Origin of the sequence: Candidatus Pedobacter colombiensis, assembly GCA_029202485.1 — a bacterium.
Classification (GTDB): Bacteria; Bacteroidota; Bacteroidia; order Sphingobacteriales; family Sphingobacteriaceae; genus Pedobacter; species Pedobacter colombiensis.
In genome coordinates, this window is record CP119313.1 from 4,316,992 (window position 1) to 4,335,242 (window position 18,251).

Sequence of the window (18,251 nt, forward strand, 5' to 3'; positions counted from 1 at the left end):
TTTCCTATTTACGTGCCTTTTGTATTAGGCACCGGTGATGGTGGAGAATAACGGAGTCGAACCGTTGACCTCCTGCGTGCAAGGCAGGCGCTCTAGCCAGCTGAGCTAATCCCCCATTAAGATTCAATCTTATGTAGTCCCGAGCAGATTTGAACTGCTGACCCCTACATTATCAGTGTAGTGCTCTAACCAAACTGAGCTACGGGACTAGATGTCTATACTGCAGTATGGAGCACTAAACGATGCTTCATCCTATGGGTTTTTCTTTTTTGAGATCTTATCGTCATTTATATCATTCAGCGTAGCGAGTAGTCAAAACTACTCCAGAAAGGAGGTATTCCAGCCGCACCTTCCGGTACGGCTACCTTGTTACGACTTAGCCCCAGTTATCGGTTTTACCCTAGGACGCTCCTTGCGGTTACATACTTTAGGTACCCCCAACTTCCATGGCTTGACGGGCGGTGTGTACAAGGCCCGGGAACGTATTCACCGCGTCATTGCTGATACGCGATTACTAGCGAATCCAACTTCAAGAGGTCGAGTTGCAGACCTCTATCCGAACTGTGAATGGCTTTTTGAGATTCGCTTGCTGTTACCAGCTTGCTGCCCTCTGTACCATCCATTGTAGCACGTGTGTAGCCCCGGACGTAAGGGCCATGATGACTTGACGTCGTCCCCTCCTTCCTCTCTGTTTGCACAGGCAGTCTGTTTAGAGTCCCCACCTTAACGTGCTGGCAACTAAACATAGGGGTTGCGCTCGTTGCGGGACTTAACCCAACACCTCACGGCACGAGCTGACGACAGCCATGCAGCACCTAGTTTCGTGTGATTGCTCACTCATCTATCTCTAAATGATTCACTAACTTTCAAGCCCGGGTAAGGTTCCTCGCGTATCATCGAATTAAACCACATGCTCCTCCGCTTGTGCGGGCCCCCGTCAATTCCTTTGAGTTTCACCCTTGCGGGCGTACTCCCCAGGTGGAATACTTAACGCTTTCGCTTAGCCGCTAACTGTATATCGCTAACAGCGAGTATTCATCGTTTAGGGCGTGGACTACCAGGGTATCTAATCCTGTTTGATCCCCACGCTTTCGTGCCTCAGCGTCAATCACACCATAGTAAGCTGCCTTCGCAATCGGTGTTCTGTGACATATCTATGCATTTCACCGCTACTTGTCACATTCCGCCTACCTCTAGTGTATTCAAGCTCATCAGTATCAAGGGCACTGCGATGGTTGAGCCACCGTCTTTCACCCCTGACTTAATAAGCCGCCTACGCACCCTTTAAACCCAATAAATCCGGATAACGCTTGGATCCTCCGTATTACCGCGGCTGCTGGCACGGAGTTAGCCGATCCTTATTCCTTCGGTACATTCAGCTTATTACACGTAATAAGGTTTATTCCCGAATAAAAGCAGTTTACGACCCAGAGGGCTGTCTTCCTGCACGCGGCATGGCTGGTTCAGAGTTCCCTCCATTGACCAATATTCCTTACTGCTGCCTCCCGTAGGAGTCTGGTCCGTGTCTCAGTACCAGTGTGGGGGGCCATCCTCTCAGATCCCCTAGTCATCGTCGCCTTGGTGGGCCGTTACCCCGCCAACTAGCTAATGACACGCATGCCCATCTTAATCCTATAAATATTTGATCATTACACAATGCTGTGCTGTGATTTTATGCGGTGTTAATCCGAATTTCTTCGGGCTATCCCCCTGATTAAGGTAGGTTGCATACGCGTTACGCACCCGTGCGCCACTTTCATAAGGAGCAAGCTCCTTAATCTCGTTCGACTTGCATGTATTAGGCCTGCCGCTAGCGTTCATCCTGAGCCAGGATCAAACTCTCCATTGTAAAATGTTTTGTTTGAACACTGACCATTCTTAACTTGTATTAACAATAGTCTTATTCTAATTATATATTGTCTAGTTAGATTCTGACTTGAAAAAATAGCTTCGGTTTCATGTACTTTGAAATCGTACTATCTTACCTCGCTACGCTTTATAAATGACATCTCTTTAATGAACTTCTCGAATCGCCTCGCGGGTCTTCTTTATATTTCTTCGTTTCCTATTCTCTGTTTCGTCCTGGTCTTAATGTTCCTGGTTTCAGTTTCAAATCTTCAACGTTTCAATCTTTTTTATTTCGTTATCAAACTCCGTTTGAAAACTCCCGTTCTGTTTGGGATTGCAAAGGTAGAAATCTTTTTAGTATTGTCAAGCTTTTTATTAAAACTTTTTTTCTTTTATTTTTTCATTGCTTTTAAACAACGTTAAAGAAATACCAATCTCTACTTTCAGCTCCTCAAATCAACCTTCTTCTTTATCCTTCTCACTGTTTCCATTCCTCCGAAGCGGGTTGCAAAAGTAGGAAAATTATGCCGTTTTACAAACCTATAGCAAATATTATCACGCTTTATTCTCTAACTACCTACAACACAACCAGAAAAACTACATAGCGTTTTTTAAGGCAACATCAAGGACGTAGAATGACAACACGAGCAGATATACACAGTAGTATATGGGCTCGGGGAGCATGAGTTATTGCCGGTATAGCTATATAGCTATGCCTGGTGACATGATTTGTATGGCTTAAGACTAATAGGTACATCCTAGGCACCTTCTAGGTACCTCATAGGTACATTATAGGTGTCAACACCTACAAGGTAGGCCTAAAGTACCTGTAAGATGCGACTGATCGACCTTGTAGTATTAAACCCTACCATAATCAACCATAGGTAAAGAGCCCAACCTAAGCTCACAGTAACTCCGCCTTCCTTATGCAATTAGAGCGCGGTGAGTCCGCCTTTTTCCAGTAAAAAGGCGGACTCACCGCGGACTCATGGCGGACTCACTGCGGATTTACACTAAGCGCATATTGACACTCATCTAGTCAAGTAGTATTATGTAGAACGTTGTCTTATCCTTGTATAGATTCTATGTCTTGTCCCTAGTTATAGGGATAACTTAATAATTGCACTAAGCCTCCGAATTTCTTACCCCACAAAAAAAGCCCTTACAATATTACTATCATAAGGGCTATCTATAATTAAATTCTATAATTACGCTAAATAACGCTATTAAAACAAAAGATCAATACTGCCCAGTAGACAGTAATACCAACGTACAAGCCTCTACAGGCTCAATCTCATTAGCCACTAACAAGCTTTCCAATTCAACATTTTCCGTTCCAGGATTAAAAACAACCCTTTTAGGCTTCGTTTGTAATATGTAATCGTAGTACTGATCTTGTAAATGCGGACCTATATATAAGGTTACAGTATCAATATCATGATGGATGACGCCCGGCTTTTCAATTTCAACACCAGCAACCTCCCCTTTCTTTATTCCTACATTAACAATATCATGACCTTTAGCAGTAAGCATATGGGCTGCACGATAAGCATAGCGTTCAGGATTTGGGCTTGCACCTATAATTAAAGTCTTCTTCACTATTTTGGTTTTATGGTTTCACAATTACATCTACTATTTTAAGACAATACAACTCTACTCCTTCTTTATAACAATGGCCATTAAAATCTGTTTGAGTTAGATCACCTTTAAAACCGCATTGGCGCAGTTTACCCCGTCAATAGCGGCAGAAACAATCCCACCGGCATAGCCAGCCCCTTCTGCACAAGGAAATAACCCTGAAACCTGCGGATGTTGAAACGTTTCCCTATCCCTCGGAATGCGTACCGGGGATGAGCTTCGACTTTCTACACCTACAAGAATAGCTTCATTGGTATAATACCCTTTCATCTTTCTCCCAAAAACTGGCAATGCACTTTTTAAGCTCGAAGCCACAAAATCAGGAAGCGTATCTTTAAGTGTTACACTCTTTGTTCCGGGCAGATAAGAATTTTTAGGCAAATCGTTAGAAACTCTCCCCTCGACAAAGTCGACCATCCGTTGCGCAGGGGCAACCAGATTACCGCCACCCAATTGAAAAGCCCTCCGTTCTATTTCCGCTTGAAAATGCATCATTCTTAAAGGGTCATTACCTTTTACATCTTCCAATGTGATTTGGACCACAGTTCCAGAATTTGCATATGGGTTATTCCTTTTAGAGGGTGACCATCCATTTACTACGATTTCATTTTCATAGGTAGCACAAGGCGCTATAATCCCCCCCGGGCACATGCAAAAAGAAAATACCCCTCTGCTACCGACCTGCTCTACCAAACTGTAATAAGCAGGTGGCAAAAATTCACTTCGAACATCACAATGGTATTGGGCTGCATCAACAATAGCTTGTGGATGCTCAATTCTTACCCCTAAAGCAAAAGGTTTTGCTTCTATAAGAATACCTTTATCATGCAACAATTCGTAAATATCGCGTGCCGAATGACCGGTAGCTAAAATGACTGCATCCGCCGACAAGCTATGATCGCCATTAATCACTACACCTTTAACTTTTCCAAAATCGACCTGAATATCGGTCACTTTCTGATCAAAACGTACTTCGCCACCTGCATTCAATATGGTTTCCCTGATTGCGGTTATAATCTGAGGTAGCTTATTGGTACCGATATGTGGTCGGGCATCAATTAAAATATCGTCTGTTGCACCATGCTGCACAAAAGTTTGTAATACTTTATTGATGTCACCACGCTTATTGGATCTCGTATAAAGCTTCCCATCGGAATAGGTTCCTGCCCCCCCTTCACCGTAGCAATAGTTAGATTCGGTGTTTACTATCCCTTCTTTGTTAATCGCGGCAAGATCTCTTCTTCGTTGTTTTACATCCTTACCACGCTCTAAAACAATAGGTTTAAGGCCATTTTCTATACACTGCAGCGCAGCAAACAATCCAGCGGGCCCTGCTCCTACAATAATTACAGGTTTAGCATTACTGACATTTTGATAGTTTATCGTAAAAACATCTGCCAATGGCATCTCGTCGATAAATACGCTTACCTGTAACCGATAAATTACTTTTCTTGATCGGGCATCAATAGAACGCTTCAGGATCTTGTATCCTTTAATGCGTATTACATCTATTTTTAAGGTAGTTGAGAGTTTATTTTTAAGTATAGTTTCCGACTCCATTTCCTCTGGAGCCATGGTGATTTCAATGTCTTTTTGCATAATTGTTGTCAGGTTTTTATCCCGAACTGTAACAAAGGTACGGAAATTGAGTTCTAATGTGTAAATTAACGCTTATTAACGAGAAGCCTTTTTAGGCTTGCAACAACTAAAATCAAAAAAAAACGAAAGAAAATGAAAAGAACAGTATTGACAATAGTAGGCCTCTTAGCCTTGGTTGTAACCATGAGTGGATGCGGTTACAATAGTATGGTTAAACTTGATGAAGATGTAAAAGCAAAATGGAATCAAGTGGAAACCCAGTATCAACGCCGTTCGGATTTAATCCCTAATTTGGTGAACACCGTTAAAGGTGCCGCAAAATTTGAGCAGTCAACCTTAACTCAGGTAACTGAGGCCAGAGCAAAAGCTACTCAAGTTACTATTGACCCAAACAAATTAACACCAGAAAATATCGAGAAATTCCAGGCTGCACAAGGCCAGGTTAGTCAGGCTTTAAGCCGCTTATTAATGGTTACAGAAAATTATCCTCAATTAAAGGCTACAGAACAATTTAAAGATGTTTCTGCCGAGTTGGCTGGCACAGAGAACAGAATCGCTGTTGCGCGTAAAGATTTTAATGAATCGGTACAGACATATAACACAAAAATAAGATCTTTCCCTACTAATCTTACCGCAGGCATGTTCGGCTTTAAAGAGAAAGCCGGTTTCAAAGCTGAAGCTGGAGCTGAAAAAGCACCAAAAGTAGAATTCTAATATAAAGTATCAACTTTTAAGGGGTAATGCCTGTTTAATTATCAAAACATGCATTACCCTTATTCATATCAAGTAATCCTATCATGGGCATATTTACAGAACAAGACCAGGAGCTTATTGCAAATGCAATTTCAGAGGCTGAAAAAGCTACTTCTGGCGAAATAAGAATAGCCGTAGATAAACATTGCAGCGGCAGTGCTTTTGAAAAAGCTACCAGCTATTTTTCAAAGCTAGGCATGGATAAAACAGCTAAACATAATGGGGTGTTGATCTATCTTGCTTATGAAGACCATAAATTTGCAGTAATTGGTGATAGCGGCATTCACAAGGTTGTACCTCCTGATTTTTGGGAGACTACGCAAACAGCAATGAAAGCTCATTTTTCAGGCGGCAATATTGTACAGGGAATTATAGCCGGCATTATGCTGGCAGGAGAGAAATTGGCTTTATACTTCCCTTTTGAGGGAGATGACATCAACGAACTGCCAAATGATATTATTTTTATGGATCAATACAAAAAACATTAGGCGATGAAAAAATCACTCGTAGCCTTATTACTGATCATTCTTTCTGCAACAGGTTTTGCTCAGGATTTCCCTGCAAAACCCAACACGCTGGTTAATGATTATACAGGAACACTTTCGGCAGACCAAATACAGCAACTAGAACGAAAACTAGTTACTTTTGATGATTCGACATCTATACAGGTTGCTATTGCTGTACTAAAATCTGTTGGTGAATACGACATCAATGATTATGCGTTTCAACTGGGTAGAAAATGGGGTGTCGGTACCAAAGGTAAAGACAATGGTGTAATGATTGTTGTGGCACTGGGCGACAGAAAGATTGCTATACAAACCGGATATGGTGTTGAAGGTGTATTGCCGGATATGTACACCAGGCGGATCATCGACAACGACATCAAACCTTATTTTAAAGAAGGCGATTATTACAAGGGGCTGGATGCAGGAACAAATGCCATTATTGCTTATACGAAGGGCGAATATAAGAATGACAAACCTAAAGCTGCGAAAGAAGGTCGTGGTGGATCCGGAATTCTTATCGTCATTATTATTGTCGTAATAGTCATCGTCATGTTGAGAAGAGGCGGTGGAAGCGGTGGCGGAGGCCAGGTTATCGGTGGACGTGGTGTTGCTGATGCCCTTTTCTGGAGCATGTTGCTAGGCGGCGGAAGAGGTTCCGGCGGTGGTGGCGGCTGGGGCGGAGGAAGCAGCGGTGGCGGCGGAGGTTTTGGTGGCTTCGGCGGTGGTAGTTTTGGTGGCGGAGGCAGCAGCGGAAGCTGGTAATTTAGACTTTAAATGGAGATATTGAAATGGAAAAAGCTTTCATCAAAATACCTGGTGAAAGAAAAATGGGCAACACTTAGGGTGGATACCTGCAAATTGCAAGACGGAAGTATAAAGGACGATTATTATGTACTGGAATATCCGAACTGGGTAAATGCAATTGCGCTTACTGAAGACAACAAACTAATCATGGTACGTCAGTACCGTCACGCGGCTGATATTATTTCGCTGGAAATACCAGGTGGAGTGATTGATGGTGATGAGTTACCTGAATATGCCATTAGAAGAGAGTTACTCGAAGAGACCGGCTATTCTTTTAAAAGCGCAGAACTGATTGCAACGCTTCATCCTAATCCGGCTACTGCAAATAATGTAACTTACACTTACCTATTAAAGGGCGGTACAAAAACTCATGAGCAACATTTAGATGAACATGAGATCCTAAATGTAGAAGAATATACCATTGCAGAGATCAAACAGCTACTTGCTACCAATAAAATAGATCAGGCCCTACATTGTGCGGCTCTATTTTATGGATTGATGAAACTGGAAGAAAATTAAACAACCATTTTATACCAAAAAAGGCTTGTAAGTTTTGCTTACAAGCCTTTTTTGGTATAATGAGCAGGACTAGCTCATTTTTAATTTCTTCTGGATATCATGCACGTAACCTTTAAATTTTTTATCAGTATCTATAAGATCTTCTACCGTTTGGCAGGCATAGATTACTGTCGAGTGGTCCCTTCCACCAAAAAAAGCACCAATTGTTTTTAGGGATGACTTGGTATGGCTTTTGGATAGGTACATTGAAATCTGACGTGCCTGTACAATTTCCCGCTTACGTGTTTGAGATTTAACCATATCCACAGGTACCTCAAAATATTCACATACCAACTTCTGTATATACTCCATAGAAATCTCTTTTGAAGTATTTTTGATAAAATTCTTTAACATCTGCTTGGCCAATGCAAGGTCTATGTCTTTTTTGTTTAACGTTGATTGTGCCAGTAAGGATACCATAGCTCCTTCGAGCTCACGAACATTGTTATCTATATTATGAGCAACATATTCTACTACTTCTGCCGGTAGCTCAATTCCATCGGCATACATCTTCTTGCGAAGAATAGCAATTCTGGTCTCCAGATCTGGCACCTGCAAATCTGCAGAAAGCCCCCATTTAAACCTACTCAATAATCGCTCTTCTAAACCTGCCAAATCCTTTGGCGCTTTATCAGAAGATAGAATGACCTGCTTGCCAGATTGATGTAAGTGATTGAAAATATGGAAAAATATATCCTGTGTTTTCTCTTTACCTGCAAAGTTGTGCACATCATCCATAATGATCACATCCATTGCCTGGTAAAAATTAACAAAATCGTTGATGGTGTTATTCTTTAATGAGTCAACAAACTGCTGGCAAAACTTCTCGCAGGAAACATAAATCACCAGCTTATCGGGCATATTATGCTTAATCTCATTACCTATAGCCTGAGCAAGATGCGTTTTACCCAAGCCTACACCTCCATAAATCATCAAAGGATTAAATGATGTACCTCCTGGTTTTGCGGCTACTGCATACCCTGCAGAGCGCGCCAGACGATTACAATCTCCTTCTATATAATTTTCAAAAGTATAATTGGAATTCAGCTGAGGATCTACATTCAGTTTTTTTAAGCCAGGTATAATGAAAGGATTTTTAATGTCTTTATTTATCGAGACAGGAATAGGCATAGATTGCTTTTTAGCTTCAGCACCATTTCCATTACTCGGCATGTTGGTCGTGTAAGGAGATCCGCTATTGGAAGACTTATCTACAACGATATTATACTCCAGTCTGCCTTCTTCACCCAACTGCTTTTTAACAGTTTTTCTAAGCAGACCAACATAGTGTTCTTCTAACCATTCGTAAAAGAATAAACTTGGCACTTGTATCGTCAAAACTTTACCATCCAACTTCAGTGCAGATATTGGTTCGAACCAGGTTTTAAAACTTTGGGTCGGAATATTATCTTTTATGATTTGGAGACAGTCCTTCCATACTTGGGTACAAGTTTTTTCCATTGTCATACTTATAGTTTCTTGGTTTATACTGACGATAAGAGCATATCAGGTGAGCTCGTTCGTGAGATCGAATATTCAAAAAATTATCAACAAAAAAAACTTAATTTTCATTTATTTGGTAAGTACTTATAAAGCAATATCATATCATAGTTAACCTCAATTTTTTATGTGGATAACTATTTATTAACATGAGAATCAGTATTCTCCGAAAACATTACGCATTACATCTGCAACTTCTCCAAGTGTGGCATAAGCCTCAACCGCCGCCAGAATAAATGGCATTAGATTATCGGTGCTTTTAGCTGCATTTGCCAGGTCTTTCAGTGCTTTTTCTACCGCTTTATTATCCCGTGCAGCTTTAAGTTTATTTAACTTTTCTGTTTGGATCGTCCTGATGGATTCATCAATCGTAAATACATCATTTATACTTTCCTTTTCCTGGATAAATTTATTTACTCCGACAATGATCCTGCTGCCCTGTTCAACTTCTACTTGGTATTGATAAGCAGCGTCAGCAATTTCATTTTGAATGTAACCATTTTCGATTGCATTAACTGATCCGCCCATAGCATCAATCTTATCAATGTATAAATGAGCGGCAGCTTCAATTTCATCAGTAAGTGCTTCCACAAAATAAGAACCGGCCAAAGGATCAACCGTGTCCGTCACCCCACTTTCGAAGGCAATAACCTGTTGTGTTCGTAAAGCAATTTTTGCAGCTGCTTCTGTAGGTAAAGAAAGTGCCTCATCATAGCCATTGGTATGCAGAGATTGAGTCCCACCCAACACCGCTGCCATTGCCTGATTGGTAACTCTTATCACATTATTAAGCGGTTGTTGTGCGGTTAATGTCGACCCACCCGTTTGCGTATGGAACCGGAGCATCTGTGCCTTTTCGTCTGTAGCGCCAAGTTCTTTTGTAATTTTCGCCCACATTCTTCTTGCTGCACGGAACTTTGCGATCTCCTCAAAGAAATTATTATGGCAGTTAAAGAAGAAGGATAAACGCTTGGCAAAAACATTGATATCCAAGCCCTTTTCAAGGGCCGCATTTAAATAAGCTTTTCCATTTGCCAGGGTAAAGGCTAGCTCCTGTACAGCTGTGGATCCGGCCTCTCGTATATGATAACCTGAAATAGAAATCGTGTTCCACTTAGGCACCTCTTTACTGCAATATTCAAAAATATCGGTAATAATCCGCATTGAAGGTTTAGGCGGATAGATATATGTACCCCTTGCTGCATATTCCTTTAAAATATCATTTTGTATTGTACCGGAAATTTGTTTGATATCAGCACCTTGTTTTTTAGCCAATGCAATATACATCGCTAGTAAAATGGAGGCAGTAGCATTAATTGTCATTGAAGTAGTAATCTTCTGAAGTTCGATCCCATCAAACAATATTTCAATATCCTTTAATGAGTCAATAGCTACACCAACTTTCCCAACCTCTCCTTCTGCCATTTCATGATCCGAATCGTAACCAATTTGGGTAGGCAGATCGAAGGCTACCGAAAGCCCCATAGTTCCCTGCTTTAGCAAGTAGTGATAGCGTTTATTTGATTCTTCAGCAGTGGAGAAGCCGGCATATTGCCGCATAGTCCATAGCCGGCCACGATACATATCTTTTTGGATACCTCTTGTATATGGGAACTCACCTGGCGCCTCAAGCGGAGCACTTGTTTTGGTGTAGACTTCTTTTATTTCTATACCGGATGTGGTAGTAAATTTTTTATTGCTCATAACTAAAACAACTGATGAATATCTTTCTTAATCAAATCCAACGTCAAATCATAAGGATTGTTTTCAATCCCCGCCATGTGTTGTAAAACCTTCCTGCTCAAATCAACGCCTGTAGCATCTGCGGGCAAACTTTTCGCTCCATTGTTCACCATGGCTATGGTATCATCTTTAAGCTTTTTTACCACATCCCAGGTTGGCGTACTGATGTACAATTGTTGGGTAATGTTATGCTGGTATTCTGATTTGATTTCGTTTAATACAGCTGCCTGAAGCTCAGTAAGTGTTATACCTTGTTGATGCAGTCTGATAAAAAGATTAGCGGGGTTTATCCGTTCTATAAAAATAGTTAAACGCTCATAGGCCTGTAAACGTAGCGATAATAAAGGGCTCTCCTTCTCCTTTTTCTGATCGGAAAATCTCAATCTAAAATAAGTACTAATGTCGTCCTTTATTAAATAATATCCAGCCGAAACCGTAGCCACACCTCCTATTACCAATACTGCTGCTTCGGTTATAATTTTCTGCAAGTCCATTTTATTTTGTTTAAATACCGTAATAATTAGTGGTAGTCCCGACAAAAATGTACATTTTGATTTATATTTGCTCTATTAATAGATTTTTAACGGTTGATAAATAACATGAGTAATACAGTAGATACCGCATTTGCCCCTGTAACCTTTACAGTAACAGCTGTCAAAGAGCTTCTTAAACTAAAAGACCAACAAGAAATTGCCGATGATTTTGGCTTACGTGTTGGTGTTGAAGGTGGTGGCTGTTCTGGAATGAATTATGTTTTGGGTTTTGATCAGAAAAAAGATGGTGATCAGGAATTTATTATTGACGGCATTAAGGTTTTTATGCATAAAGCGCATCAAATGTACCTGATGGGCATGCAGGTTGACTGGCAAGATGGTTTAAATTCAAGAGGTTTCACTTTTAGCAATCCGAATGCAGCTAGTACTTGTGGTTGTGGAACCAGTTTTTCAGTATAAATGAACTTATCATTTGTAACATTATAGTAAGTCCTGTTGTCTTAACAACAGGACTTTTATTTTAGCACCTAAATTTATCTGCCTGTAATGACCTATACTGAGAACGTAAAATTAGCCCTGCAATCCATCACCGGCAACCGGTTGCGCACCATGCTTACAGCATTGATCATTGCAATTGGTCTATCTGCCCTGGTGGGCATTTTAACTACACTTGATGCGGTTAAAAAGAGCATGACAGAAGCTTTTTCCAGTATGGGTGCAAATTCCTTTAATATCAGGAACCGTGGTACAGGCATCAGGATTGGAGGTTCCCGGCAAAGACAAAAACCGTTTAAATCCATCCGGTATGAGGATGCTTTAGCCTTTAAAGAAAAATTAAATACACCTGCCAAAGTAGCCATAAGTGTTGTTGCAACCAGAGGTGCTACGGTTAAATATGGCACGGAAAAAACAAATCCGAACATCAGCATACAGGGCGTAGATGAGAATGGCCTGGGTTCGCAAGGCCTTGAACTGGCGTTGGGTAGAAATTTCAATTTAGCAGAAACTCAGTCCGGAACTAACATCTGTATTATTGGAAGTGAGGTCAGTGAAAAATTATTTAAAAAACAAGACCCTTTGGATAAGATTATTAACGTAGGTAATAGCCGGTTAAAAGTAGTTGGAGTACTCGTTTCCAAAGGTCAGAGCATGGGCTTTAGTGGTGATCGTGCTGTATATGTTCCGCTGTTAAAAGCAAAACTGATTAACTCTACTTCAAACCCTTCCTATACCATAACCGTTATTGTTCCAAACAATGATATTATGGATAATGTGATTGGAGAGGCGACCGCCGTATTTAGAAATATCAGAAAAATCAGAGTTGCAGATGCTAACAATTTCGAAATCACCAAAAGCGATGCTATGGCGCAAACACTATTTGAAAACTTGCGATATATTGTTTGGGGAGGTATAGCCATTGGTATTATTACATTAATGGGCGCTTCAATTGGCCTAATGAACATTATGTTGGTTTCTGTAACAGAAAGAACCCGGGAAATTGGCATCCGCAAAGCCATTGGTGCAAACCCCGCAGTGATACGGAAACAATTTCTAATAGAAGCCGTTATCATCTGTCTGATGGGAGGAGCTTTTGGGATATTTCTAGGTATAGCCCTGGGAAATCTGATCTCTCTGGGCATGGGGGGATCATTCATTATTCCATGGGAGTGGATTTTTGGAGGCTTTGCAGTATGTGTTCTGGTAGGTATAATTTCAGGGTATTACCCTGCAAAAAAAGCCTCTAAACTGGATCCAGTAGAGGCTTTAAGATATGAATAACTTGCTTAATTATCTTCCGTGGTATTGCGTATCATAATAGGCTTGATAGTTTCCTGAAGTAACATTGTTTAGCCATTCTTCATTTTCAAGATACCAATCTACTGTTCTTTCTAATCCTTCCTCAAATTGTAAGCTTGGCACCCAGTTCAGGTTTTCCTGCAGCTTGGCAGAATCTATTGCATAACGCAGATCATGCCCTGCCCTATCGGTTACAAAAGTGATCAGCTTAGCTGATGTACCTGCTTCACGATTTAACTTTTTGTCCATAATCTTGCATAACAAATGGATTAAGTCAATGTTCTTCCATTCATTATGTCCCCCAATATTATATGTTTCGCCTGTTTTAGCCTGGTGAAAAATCACATCAATAGCTCTTGCATGATCCTCTACCCAAAGCCAATCGCGCACGTTCTCCCCTTTTCCATAAACAGGTACAGGCTGACCATTTTTGATATTGTTAATGGCTAACGGAATTAACTTCTCCGGAAAGTGGTGAGAACCATAATTATTGGAACAATTAGAAATCACTACATTCAAACCATAAGTATCATGATATGCCCTAACAAAATGATCAGATGAAGCTTTGGATGCTGAATATGGACTATGCGGGTCGTAAGCAGTTGTTTCAGTAAACATTCCTGTATCGCCTAATGCACCATAAACCTCATCGGTAGAAACATGATAAAAACGTTTACCTGAATAATCCTCTTTCCAATACTCCCGGGCAGCGTTCAGTAAATTTACAGTACCAATAACATTCGTCATTACAAATGCTGTAGGGTCTGCGATTGATCTATCTACATGAGATTCAGCGGCCAAATGGATCACTGCATCGAATTGCTCTTTCTGAAACAGGTTATTGATCTCTACTGCATTGGTAATGTCGGCTTTAATAAATCTATAATTAGGTTTATTTTCTACATCAGTAAGATTAGCCAGGTTACCCGCATAGGTTAATTTATCAAGATTTACAATTTCATATTGAGGATAATTGTTTACAAATCTTCGTACCACATGAGATCCGATAAAACCTGCACCACCTGTTACTAATATTTTTTTCATCTATATATAATGTTACTTTCTATAAGTTATTACTACAATTCTGTTGGCAAGCCCAGTGTTTTTGCAATTGCTGCCGTTTTATTGTTATATATTTTATTTAATAAAATATTCAAAGATGCTTTAAGGTCAAATTGTAAATCCTCATGCATTTTATCATATTTATTTAAAACTGAAATTGTTGTTTTTACAAAATAAACGGTCAGCTTCTCATTAAATTTATAAAGGGAAGAAAAAACGCTTTCATCAAATTCAACAGGGATTTGGTTTAACAAGTGAATCCGGAGTTCCATTTCGCTGTTCAAATCCTTTGTCACTTTAAAATGATGGTTAATACTCCCGTTTAATTTTCGCATTTTAAGCAAGGTATCCTTTGAGTTCAACTTTCTAGCAGTCATTAAATCTGCAATACCTTCATCAATGCTATGCAATAAGTGCTGCTGCCGGCGTACAAGATCTTCCTCATCTTCCAGTAATTTAAAATGAAGATGCTCGGTTAAAACCTTATCCTTAGCAATCAGCCTGAGCAACAGCTTATCCTTTTCCTTTTCAGGAAGAGATTTTATCTCTAGTTTCAGCTCCTTGTGCTCACTTAACAGCATCTAAAAGGGATTATCCTGTAAGTATTTTTCCCATTTCCAGGCTGATGACATCATCTCATTCAAGTCCAATTCCGCTTTCCAGCCCAGATCTCTGGTTGATTTTGTGACATCACCCCAAACCTTTTCAATATCACCTTCTCTTCTTGGTCCAATTGCATAATTTAATTTTACCCCAGTTGAAGATTCGAATGCATCAATGATCTGCAACACTGAAGAACCTTTACCTGTTCCAAGGTTAAACACCTCATAATTGGTCTTGGCTTTATTGCTTTCCAACCGTTTAATTGCAGCAACATGAGCCTTTGCCAAATCCACTACGTGAATATAGTCTCTGATAGCGCTACCGTCAGGGGTATCATAATCATTACCATACACAGTAATTGGCCCACGCTTACCTATTGCAGATTGTGTAATAAAAGGCACAAGATTTTGAGGAACACCAATTGGCAATTCGCCAATTAAAGCACTATGATGTGCTCCTACTGGATTAAAATAGCGCAGAGATGTTACTTTAAGTTGAGGAGTCACCGCACAGGTTTCCTGCAAAATTTCTTCTGCAATTTGTTTGGTATTTCCGTAAGGAGATTCTGCTTTTTTTGTCGGCGCATCTTCAGTTACCGGCAAAACATCAGGTTGTCCATAAACTGTGCAGGAAGAAGAAAATACCAGATTTATCTTGCTGTTAAATGCATTGATCAAATTGATCAGCGAATAAAAATTATTTCTGTAATATTTTAGCGGCTGTTGAACGGACTCACCAACAGCTTTAAATGCTGCAAAATGAATTACTCCGGTAATATCGCTGTGTTGTAAAACAAAGTCCTTTACTTTAGGCTCATCGCATAAATCCAACTGCACAAATTCAGGTCTGCTTCCTGTAATTGCTTCTATTTGCTGAAGTATTTTAGGATTTGAATTAGAAAAATCATCCACAATAATAACCTCATAGCCTGCATTATGTAGTTCTACTACAGTATGCGAGCCAATAAAACCGGTTCCTCCGGTTACTAATATTTTAGACATTTCTTAATTAACGGTTATATCCTGTAAAATCTTTATGGTCATTATTGATTAAAGCTTCTTCTGGCAGCGATTTAAAATACTCGTAAGTAATTTTCAAACCTTCCGCCCTACTTACTTTCGGCTCCCAGCCGAGAATAGTTCTTGCTTTAGTAATATCCGGGCGCCTTTGTTTTGGATCATCAACAGGTAAATCCTTAAATACCAGCTTCTGGTGCGTTCCGGTAAGCTTGATAATTTCCTCTCCGAATTGTTTGATAGTGATCTCATCAGGATTACCAATGTTAACCGGTAAAGCATAATCACTTAACAACAACCTGTAAATTCCCTCAACCAAATCATCTACATAACAGAATGAACGCGTCTGAGAACCATCACCAAATACGGTAAGGTCTTCACCACGTAAGGCCTGACCAATAAAGGCAGGTAATACCCTTCCGTCGTTCAAGCGCATTCTTGGCCCATAGGTATTAAATATCCTTACAATCCTGGTTTCCAAACCATGGAAAGTATGGTAAGCCATTGTCATTGCTTCCTGAAAACGTTTTGCTTCATCATAAACACCTCTTGGTCCAACTGGATTTACATTTCCCCAGTACTCTTCAGGTTGCGGGTTTACATTCGGATCACCATAAACTTCTGATGTAGAAGCAATCAGCATTCTTGCTTTTTTGCTTTTTGCGAGGCCAAGGAGATTATGGGTTCCTAATGATCCTACTTTTAAAGTCTGGATAGGGATTTTCAAATAATCTATTGGACTTGCCGGAGAGGCAAAGTGAAGTATATAGTCCAGTTCACCAGATACGTATACATATTTGGAAACATCATGATGAGCGAATTCAAAATTTTCCAATCCAAACAGATGTTGAATATTTTGCAGATCACCAGTGATGAGGTTATCCATTCCTATAACATGGTAACCTTCTTTGATAAACCTATCGCACAGATGCGAACCTAAAAAGCCGGCAGCACCGGTTATTAAAACTCTTTTACGTTTCATTAATTTATAAGCTTACGGCCAACACTGTTATAATAATATCCTAGTTCAATCATTTTGTCCAGATCATATAAGTTACGTCCGTCAAAAATAACTTTATTGCTCAGGCTTGCTTCCATCAATTCAAAGTCCGGATTTCTGAATACAGACCATTCTGTGGCAATCAATAAGGCATCTGCATGGAGCAATGCATCGTATTGAGTTTCTGCATAAGCTATTTTATCACCCAAAATTGCCTTCACATTACTCATCCCCTCAGGGTCAAATGCAGTAACAGTTGCTCCACGTTTAATCAATTCATCAATAATATACAAAGCAGGTGCTTCACGAATATCATCGGTTTCAGGTTTAAACGCCAATCCCCATAATGCGAAATGTTTACCTTTCAAATCATTTTTGTAATACTTTAAAAGCTTATCAACCAATATGGTTTTTTGTTTTTCATTTACCTGCATTACAGATTTCAACAACTGGAAATCATAATCGTGCTCGTCTGCCGATTTTGACAGCGCCTGTACATCTTTAGGGAAACAACTACCTCCGTAACCTATTCCCGGGAACAAAAAGCGCTTTCCGATCCGTGCATCAGAACCAATTCCTTTACGAACAGCATCTACATCTGCACCAACAATTTCACAAAGATTAGCCACCTCATTCATAAAGGTAATTTTGGTTGCCAAAAAGGAATTGGCAGCATACTTTGTTAACTCCGATGAGCGCTCATCCATAAATAAGATTGGATTTCCCTGTCTAACATAAGGACCATACAATTCTAACATCAGTTTTTGTGCCCTGTCGCTTCTAGTTCCTATCACTACTCTATCAGGCTTCATAAAATCCTCGACAGCAACACCTTCACGCAAAAACTCAGGATTAGAAACTACATCTATTTCCACATCAGTATTTTCAGCAAAAACAGCCTGAACTTTGTCAGCCGTTCCCACCGGAACTGTTGATTTGTTTACGATAACTTTATAATTGGTAACCAGTTTTGAAATGTCTTTAGCAGCGCCTAAAATGTAAGACAAATCTGCAGAACCATCTTCTCCCGGAGGGGTTGGCAATGCCATAAATATAATCTGGGCGTCTTTAACCGCATGAGCGAGATCAGTAGTAAATGTTAACCGACCTTGAGCAATATTTCTGTGAAACAAAACATCTAAACCCGGTTCGTATATCGGAACTTCGCCAGCCTGCATTTGTCGCACTTTGGCTTCGTTAATATCTACACAAATTACATTATTCCCTGTTTCTGATAAACATGTACCTGTTACTAACCCCACATATCCTGTCCCGATAACGGCTATTTTCATATATTAATCCTGTTTTAATTATATTAAAGTATCTTCGG

General features: G+C 40.1%; 16 protein-coding genes, 2 tRNA genes and 1 rRNA gene. 6 read left to right on the forward strand and 13 right to left on the reverse strand.

The window, feature by feature from the left end; genetic code table 11:
* Nucleotides 1–38: 38 nt before the first annotated feature.
* The 5 genes from P0Y49_18085 to P0Y49_18105 form a co-directional block, all read right to left on the reverse strand.
* Nucleotides 39–115: transfer RNA gene (locus P0Y49_18085), tRNA-Ala, on the reverse strand.
* Nucleotides 116–134: 19 nt separating this feature from the next.
* Nucleotides 135–209 (reverse strand) — tRNA-Ile (locus P0Y49_18090).
* Nucleotides 210–327: 118 nt separating this feature from the next.
* Nucleotides 328–1,849: ribosomal RNA gene (locus P0Y49_18095) — 16S ribosomal RNA — on the reverse strand.
* A gap of 1,238 nt (nucleotides 1,850–3,087) precedes the next feature.
* Nucleotides 3,088–3,447 (reverse strand): CoA-binding protein, encoded by a 360-nt coding sequence (locus P0Y49_18100; protein WEK18693.1) that lies wholly within the window; start codon nucleotides 3,445–3,447, stop codon nucleotides 3,088–3,090.
* Nucleotides 3,448–3,543: 96 nt separating this feature from the next.
* Nucleotides 3,544–5,085 (reverse strand): NAD(P)/FAD-dependent oxidoreductase, encoded by a 1,542-nt coding sequence (locus P0Y49_18105; GenBank protein WEK18694.1) that lies wholly within the window; start codon nucleotides 5,083–5,085, stop codon nucleotides 3,544–3,546.
* Nucleotides 5,086–5,217: 132 nt separating this feature from the next.
* On the opposite strand from P0Y49_18105, the gene P0Y49_18110 reads away from it, so the two are divergent.
* The 4 genes from P0Y49_18110 to P0Y49_18125 all read left to right on the forward strand — a co-directional run bounded on the left by P0Y49_18110 (nucleotide 5,218) and on the right by P0Y49_18125 (nucleotide 7,667).
* Entirely contained in the window at nucleotides 5,218–5,799 is a 582-nt protein-coding gene (locus P0Y49_18110; protein WEK18695.1) for a LemA family protein, read from the forward strand.
* Nucleotides 5,800–5,882: 83 nt separating this feature from the next.
* Entirely contained in the window at nucleotides 5,883–6,326 is a 444-nt protein-coding gene (locus P0Y49_18115) for a TPM domain-containing protein (protein WEK18696.1), read from the forward strand.
* A gap of 3 nt (nucleotides 6,327–6,329) precedes the next feature.
* Nucleotides 6,330–7,106 carry a TPM domain-containing protein gene (locus P0Y49_18120; GenBank protein WEK18697.1) on the forward strand — a complete coding sequence of 259 codons (777 nt, stop codon included), beginning with the start codon at nucleotides 6,330–6,332 and terminating at the stop codon, nucleotides 7,104–7,106.
* A gap of 12 nt (nucleotides 7,107–7,118) precedes the next feature.
* A complete protein-coding gene (locus P0Y49_18125) occupies nucleotides 7,119–7,667 on the forward strand; it encodes an NUDIX hydrolase (protein ID WEK18698.1) in 549 nt (182 codons plus the stop codon).
* Between the two features lie 69 nt (nucleotides 7,668–7,736).
* Here P0Y49_18125 and dnaA read toward each other — a convergent pair whose 3' ends face one another.
* From dnaA to P0Y49_18140, 3 genes are all read right to left on the reverse strand, one after another.
* Nucleotides 7,737–9,167, reverse strand: coding sequence for a chromosomal replication initiator protein DnaA (dnaA, locus tag P0Y49_18130; GenBank protein ID WEK18699.1), 1,431 nt, complete (start codon nucleotides 9,165–9,167; stop codon nucleotides 7,737–7,739).
* A 195-nt stretch (nucleotides 9,168–9,362) separates the two neighbouring features.
* On the reverse strand, nucleotides 9,363–10,910 hold the full coding sequence (locus P0Y49_18135) for a methylmalonyl-CoA mutase family protein (GenBank protein WEK18700.1): 1,548 nt from the start codon (nucleotides 10,908–10,910) through the stop codon (nucleotides 9,363–9,365).
* Between the two features lie 2 nt (nucleotides 10,911–10,912).
* The gene (locus P0Y49_18140; protein ID WEK18701.1) at nucleotides 10,913–11,443 is read right to left on the reverse strand and encodes a hypothetical protein; all 531 of its coding nucleotides are present in this window, start codon (nucleotides 11,441–11,443) and stop codon (nucleotides 10,913–10,915) included.
* A 105-nt stretch (nucleotides 11,444–11,548) separates the two neighbouring features.
* Between P0Y49_18140 and P0Y49_18145 the strand changes: the two genes are divergently transcribed.
* Together P0Y49_18145 and P0Y49_18150 are read left to right on the forward strand one after the other, a co-directional pair.
* On the forward strand, nucleotides 11,549–11,902 hold the full coding sequence (locus P0Y49_18145) for an iron-sulfur cluster assembly accessory protein (protein ID WEK18702.1): 354 nt from the start codon (nucleotides 11,549–11,551) through the stop codon (nucleotides 11,900–11,902).
* Between the two features lie 87 nt (nucleotides 11,903–11,989).
* Nucleotides 11,990–13,222, forward strand: a complete 1,233-nt coding sequence (locus P0Y49_18150) for an ABC transporter permease (protein WEK18703.1) — start codon at nucleotides 11,990–11,992, stop codon at nucleotides 13,220–13,222.
* 9 nt (nucleotides 13,223–13,231) lie between these two features.
* Here the strand turns inward: P0Y49_18150 and rfbB are convergent, their stop codons facing one another.
* From rfbB to P0Y49_18175, 5 genes are read right to left on the reverse strand one after another with little or no spacing between them, the layout of a single operon-like run.
* On the reverse strand, nucleotides 13,232–14,284 hold the full coding sequence (gene rfbB / locus P0Y49_18155) for a dTDP-glucose 4,6-dehydratase (GenBank protein ID WEK18704.1): 1,053 nt from the start codon (nucleotides 14,282–14,284) through the stop codon (nucleotides 13,232–13,234).
* Nucleotides 14,285–14,316: 32 nt separating this feature from the next.
* The gene (locus P0Y49_18160) at nucleotides 14,317–14,883 is read right to left on the reverse strand and encodes a hypothetical protein (protein ID WEK18705.1); all 567 of its coding nucleotides are present in this window, start codon (nucleotides 14,881–14,883) and stop codon (nucleotides 14,317–14,319) included.
* On the reverse strand, nucleotides 14,884–15,906 hold the full coding sequence (galE, locus tag P0Y49_18165; GenBank protein WEK18706.1) for a UDP-glucose 4-epimerase GalE: 1,023 nt from the start codon (nucleotides 15,904–15,906) through the stop codon (nucleotides 14,884–14,886).
* 7 nt (nucleotides 15,907–15,913) lie between these two features.
* Nucleotides 15,914–16,903: an SDR family oxidoreductase gene (locus tag P0Y49_18170; protein WEK18707.1), complete on the reverse strand. Its 990-nt coding sequence runs from the start codon at nucleotides 16,901–16,903 to the stop codon at nucleotides 15,914–15,916.
* Nucleotides 16,903–18,213 (reverse strand): UDP-glucose/GDP-mannose dehydrogenase family protein, encoded by a 1,311-nt coding sequence (locus tag P0Y49_18175; GenBank protein WEK18708.1) that lies wholly within the window; start codon nucleotides 18,211–18,213, stop codon nucleotides 16,903–16,905. Before P0Y49_18175 ends, P0Y49_18170 begins: the two co-directional genes overlap by 1 nt.
* Between the last annotated feature and the right edge of the window lie 38 nt (nucleotides 18,214–18,251).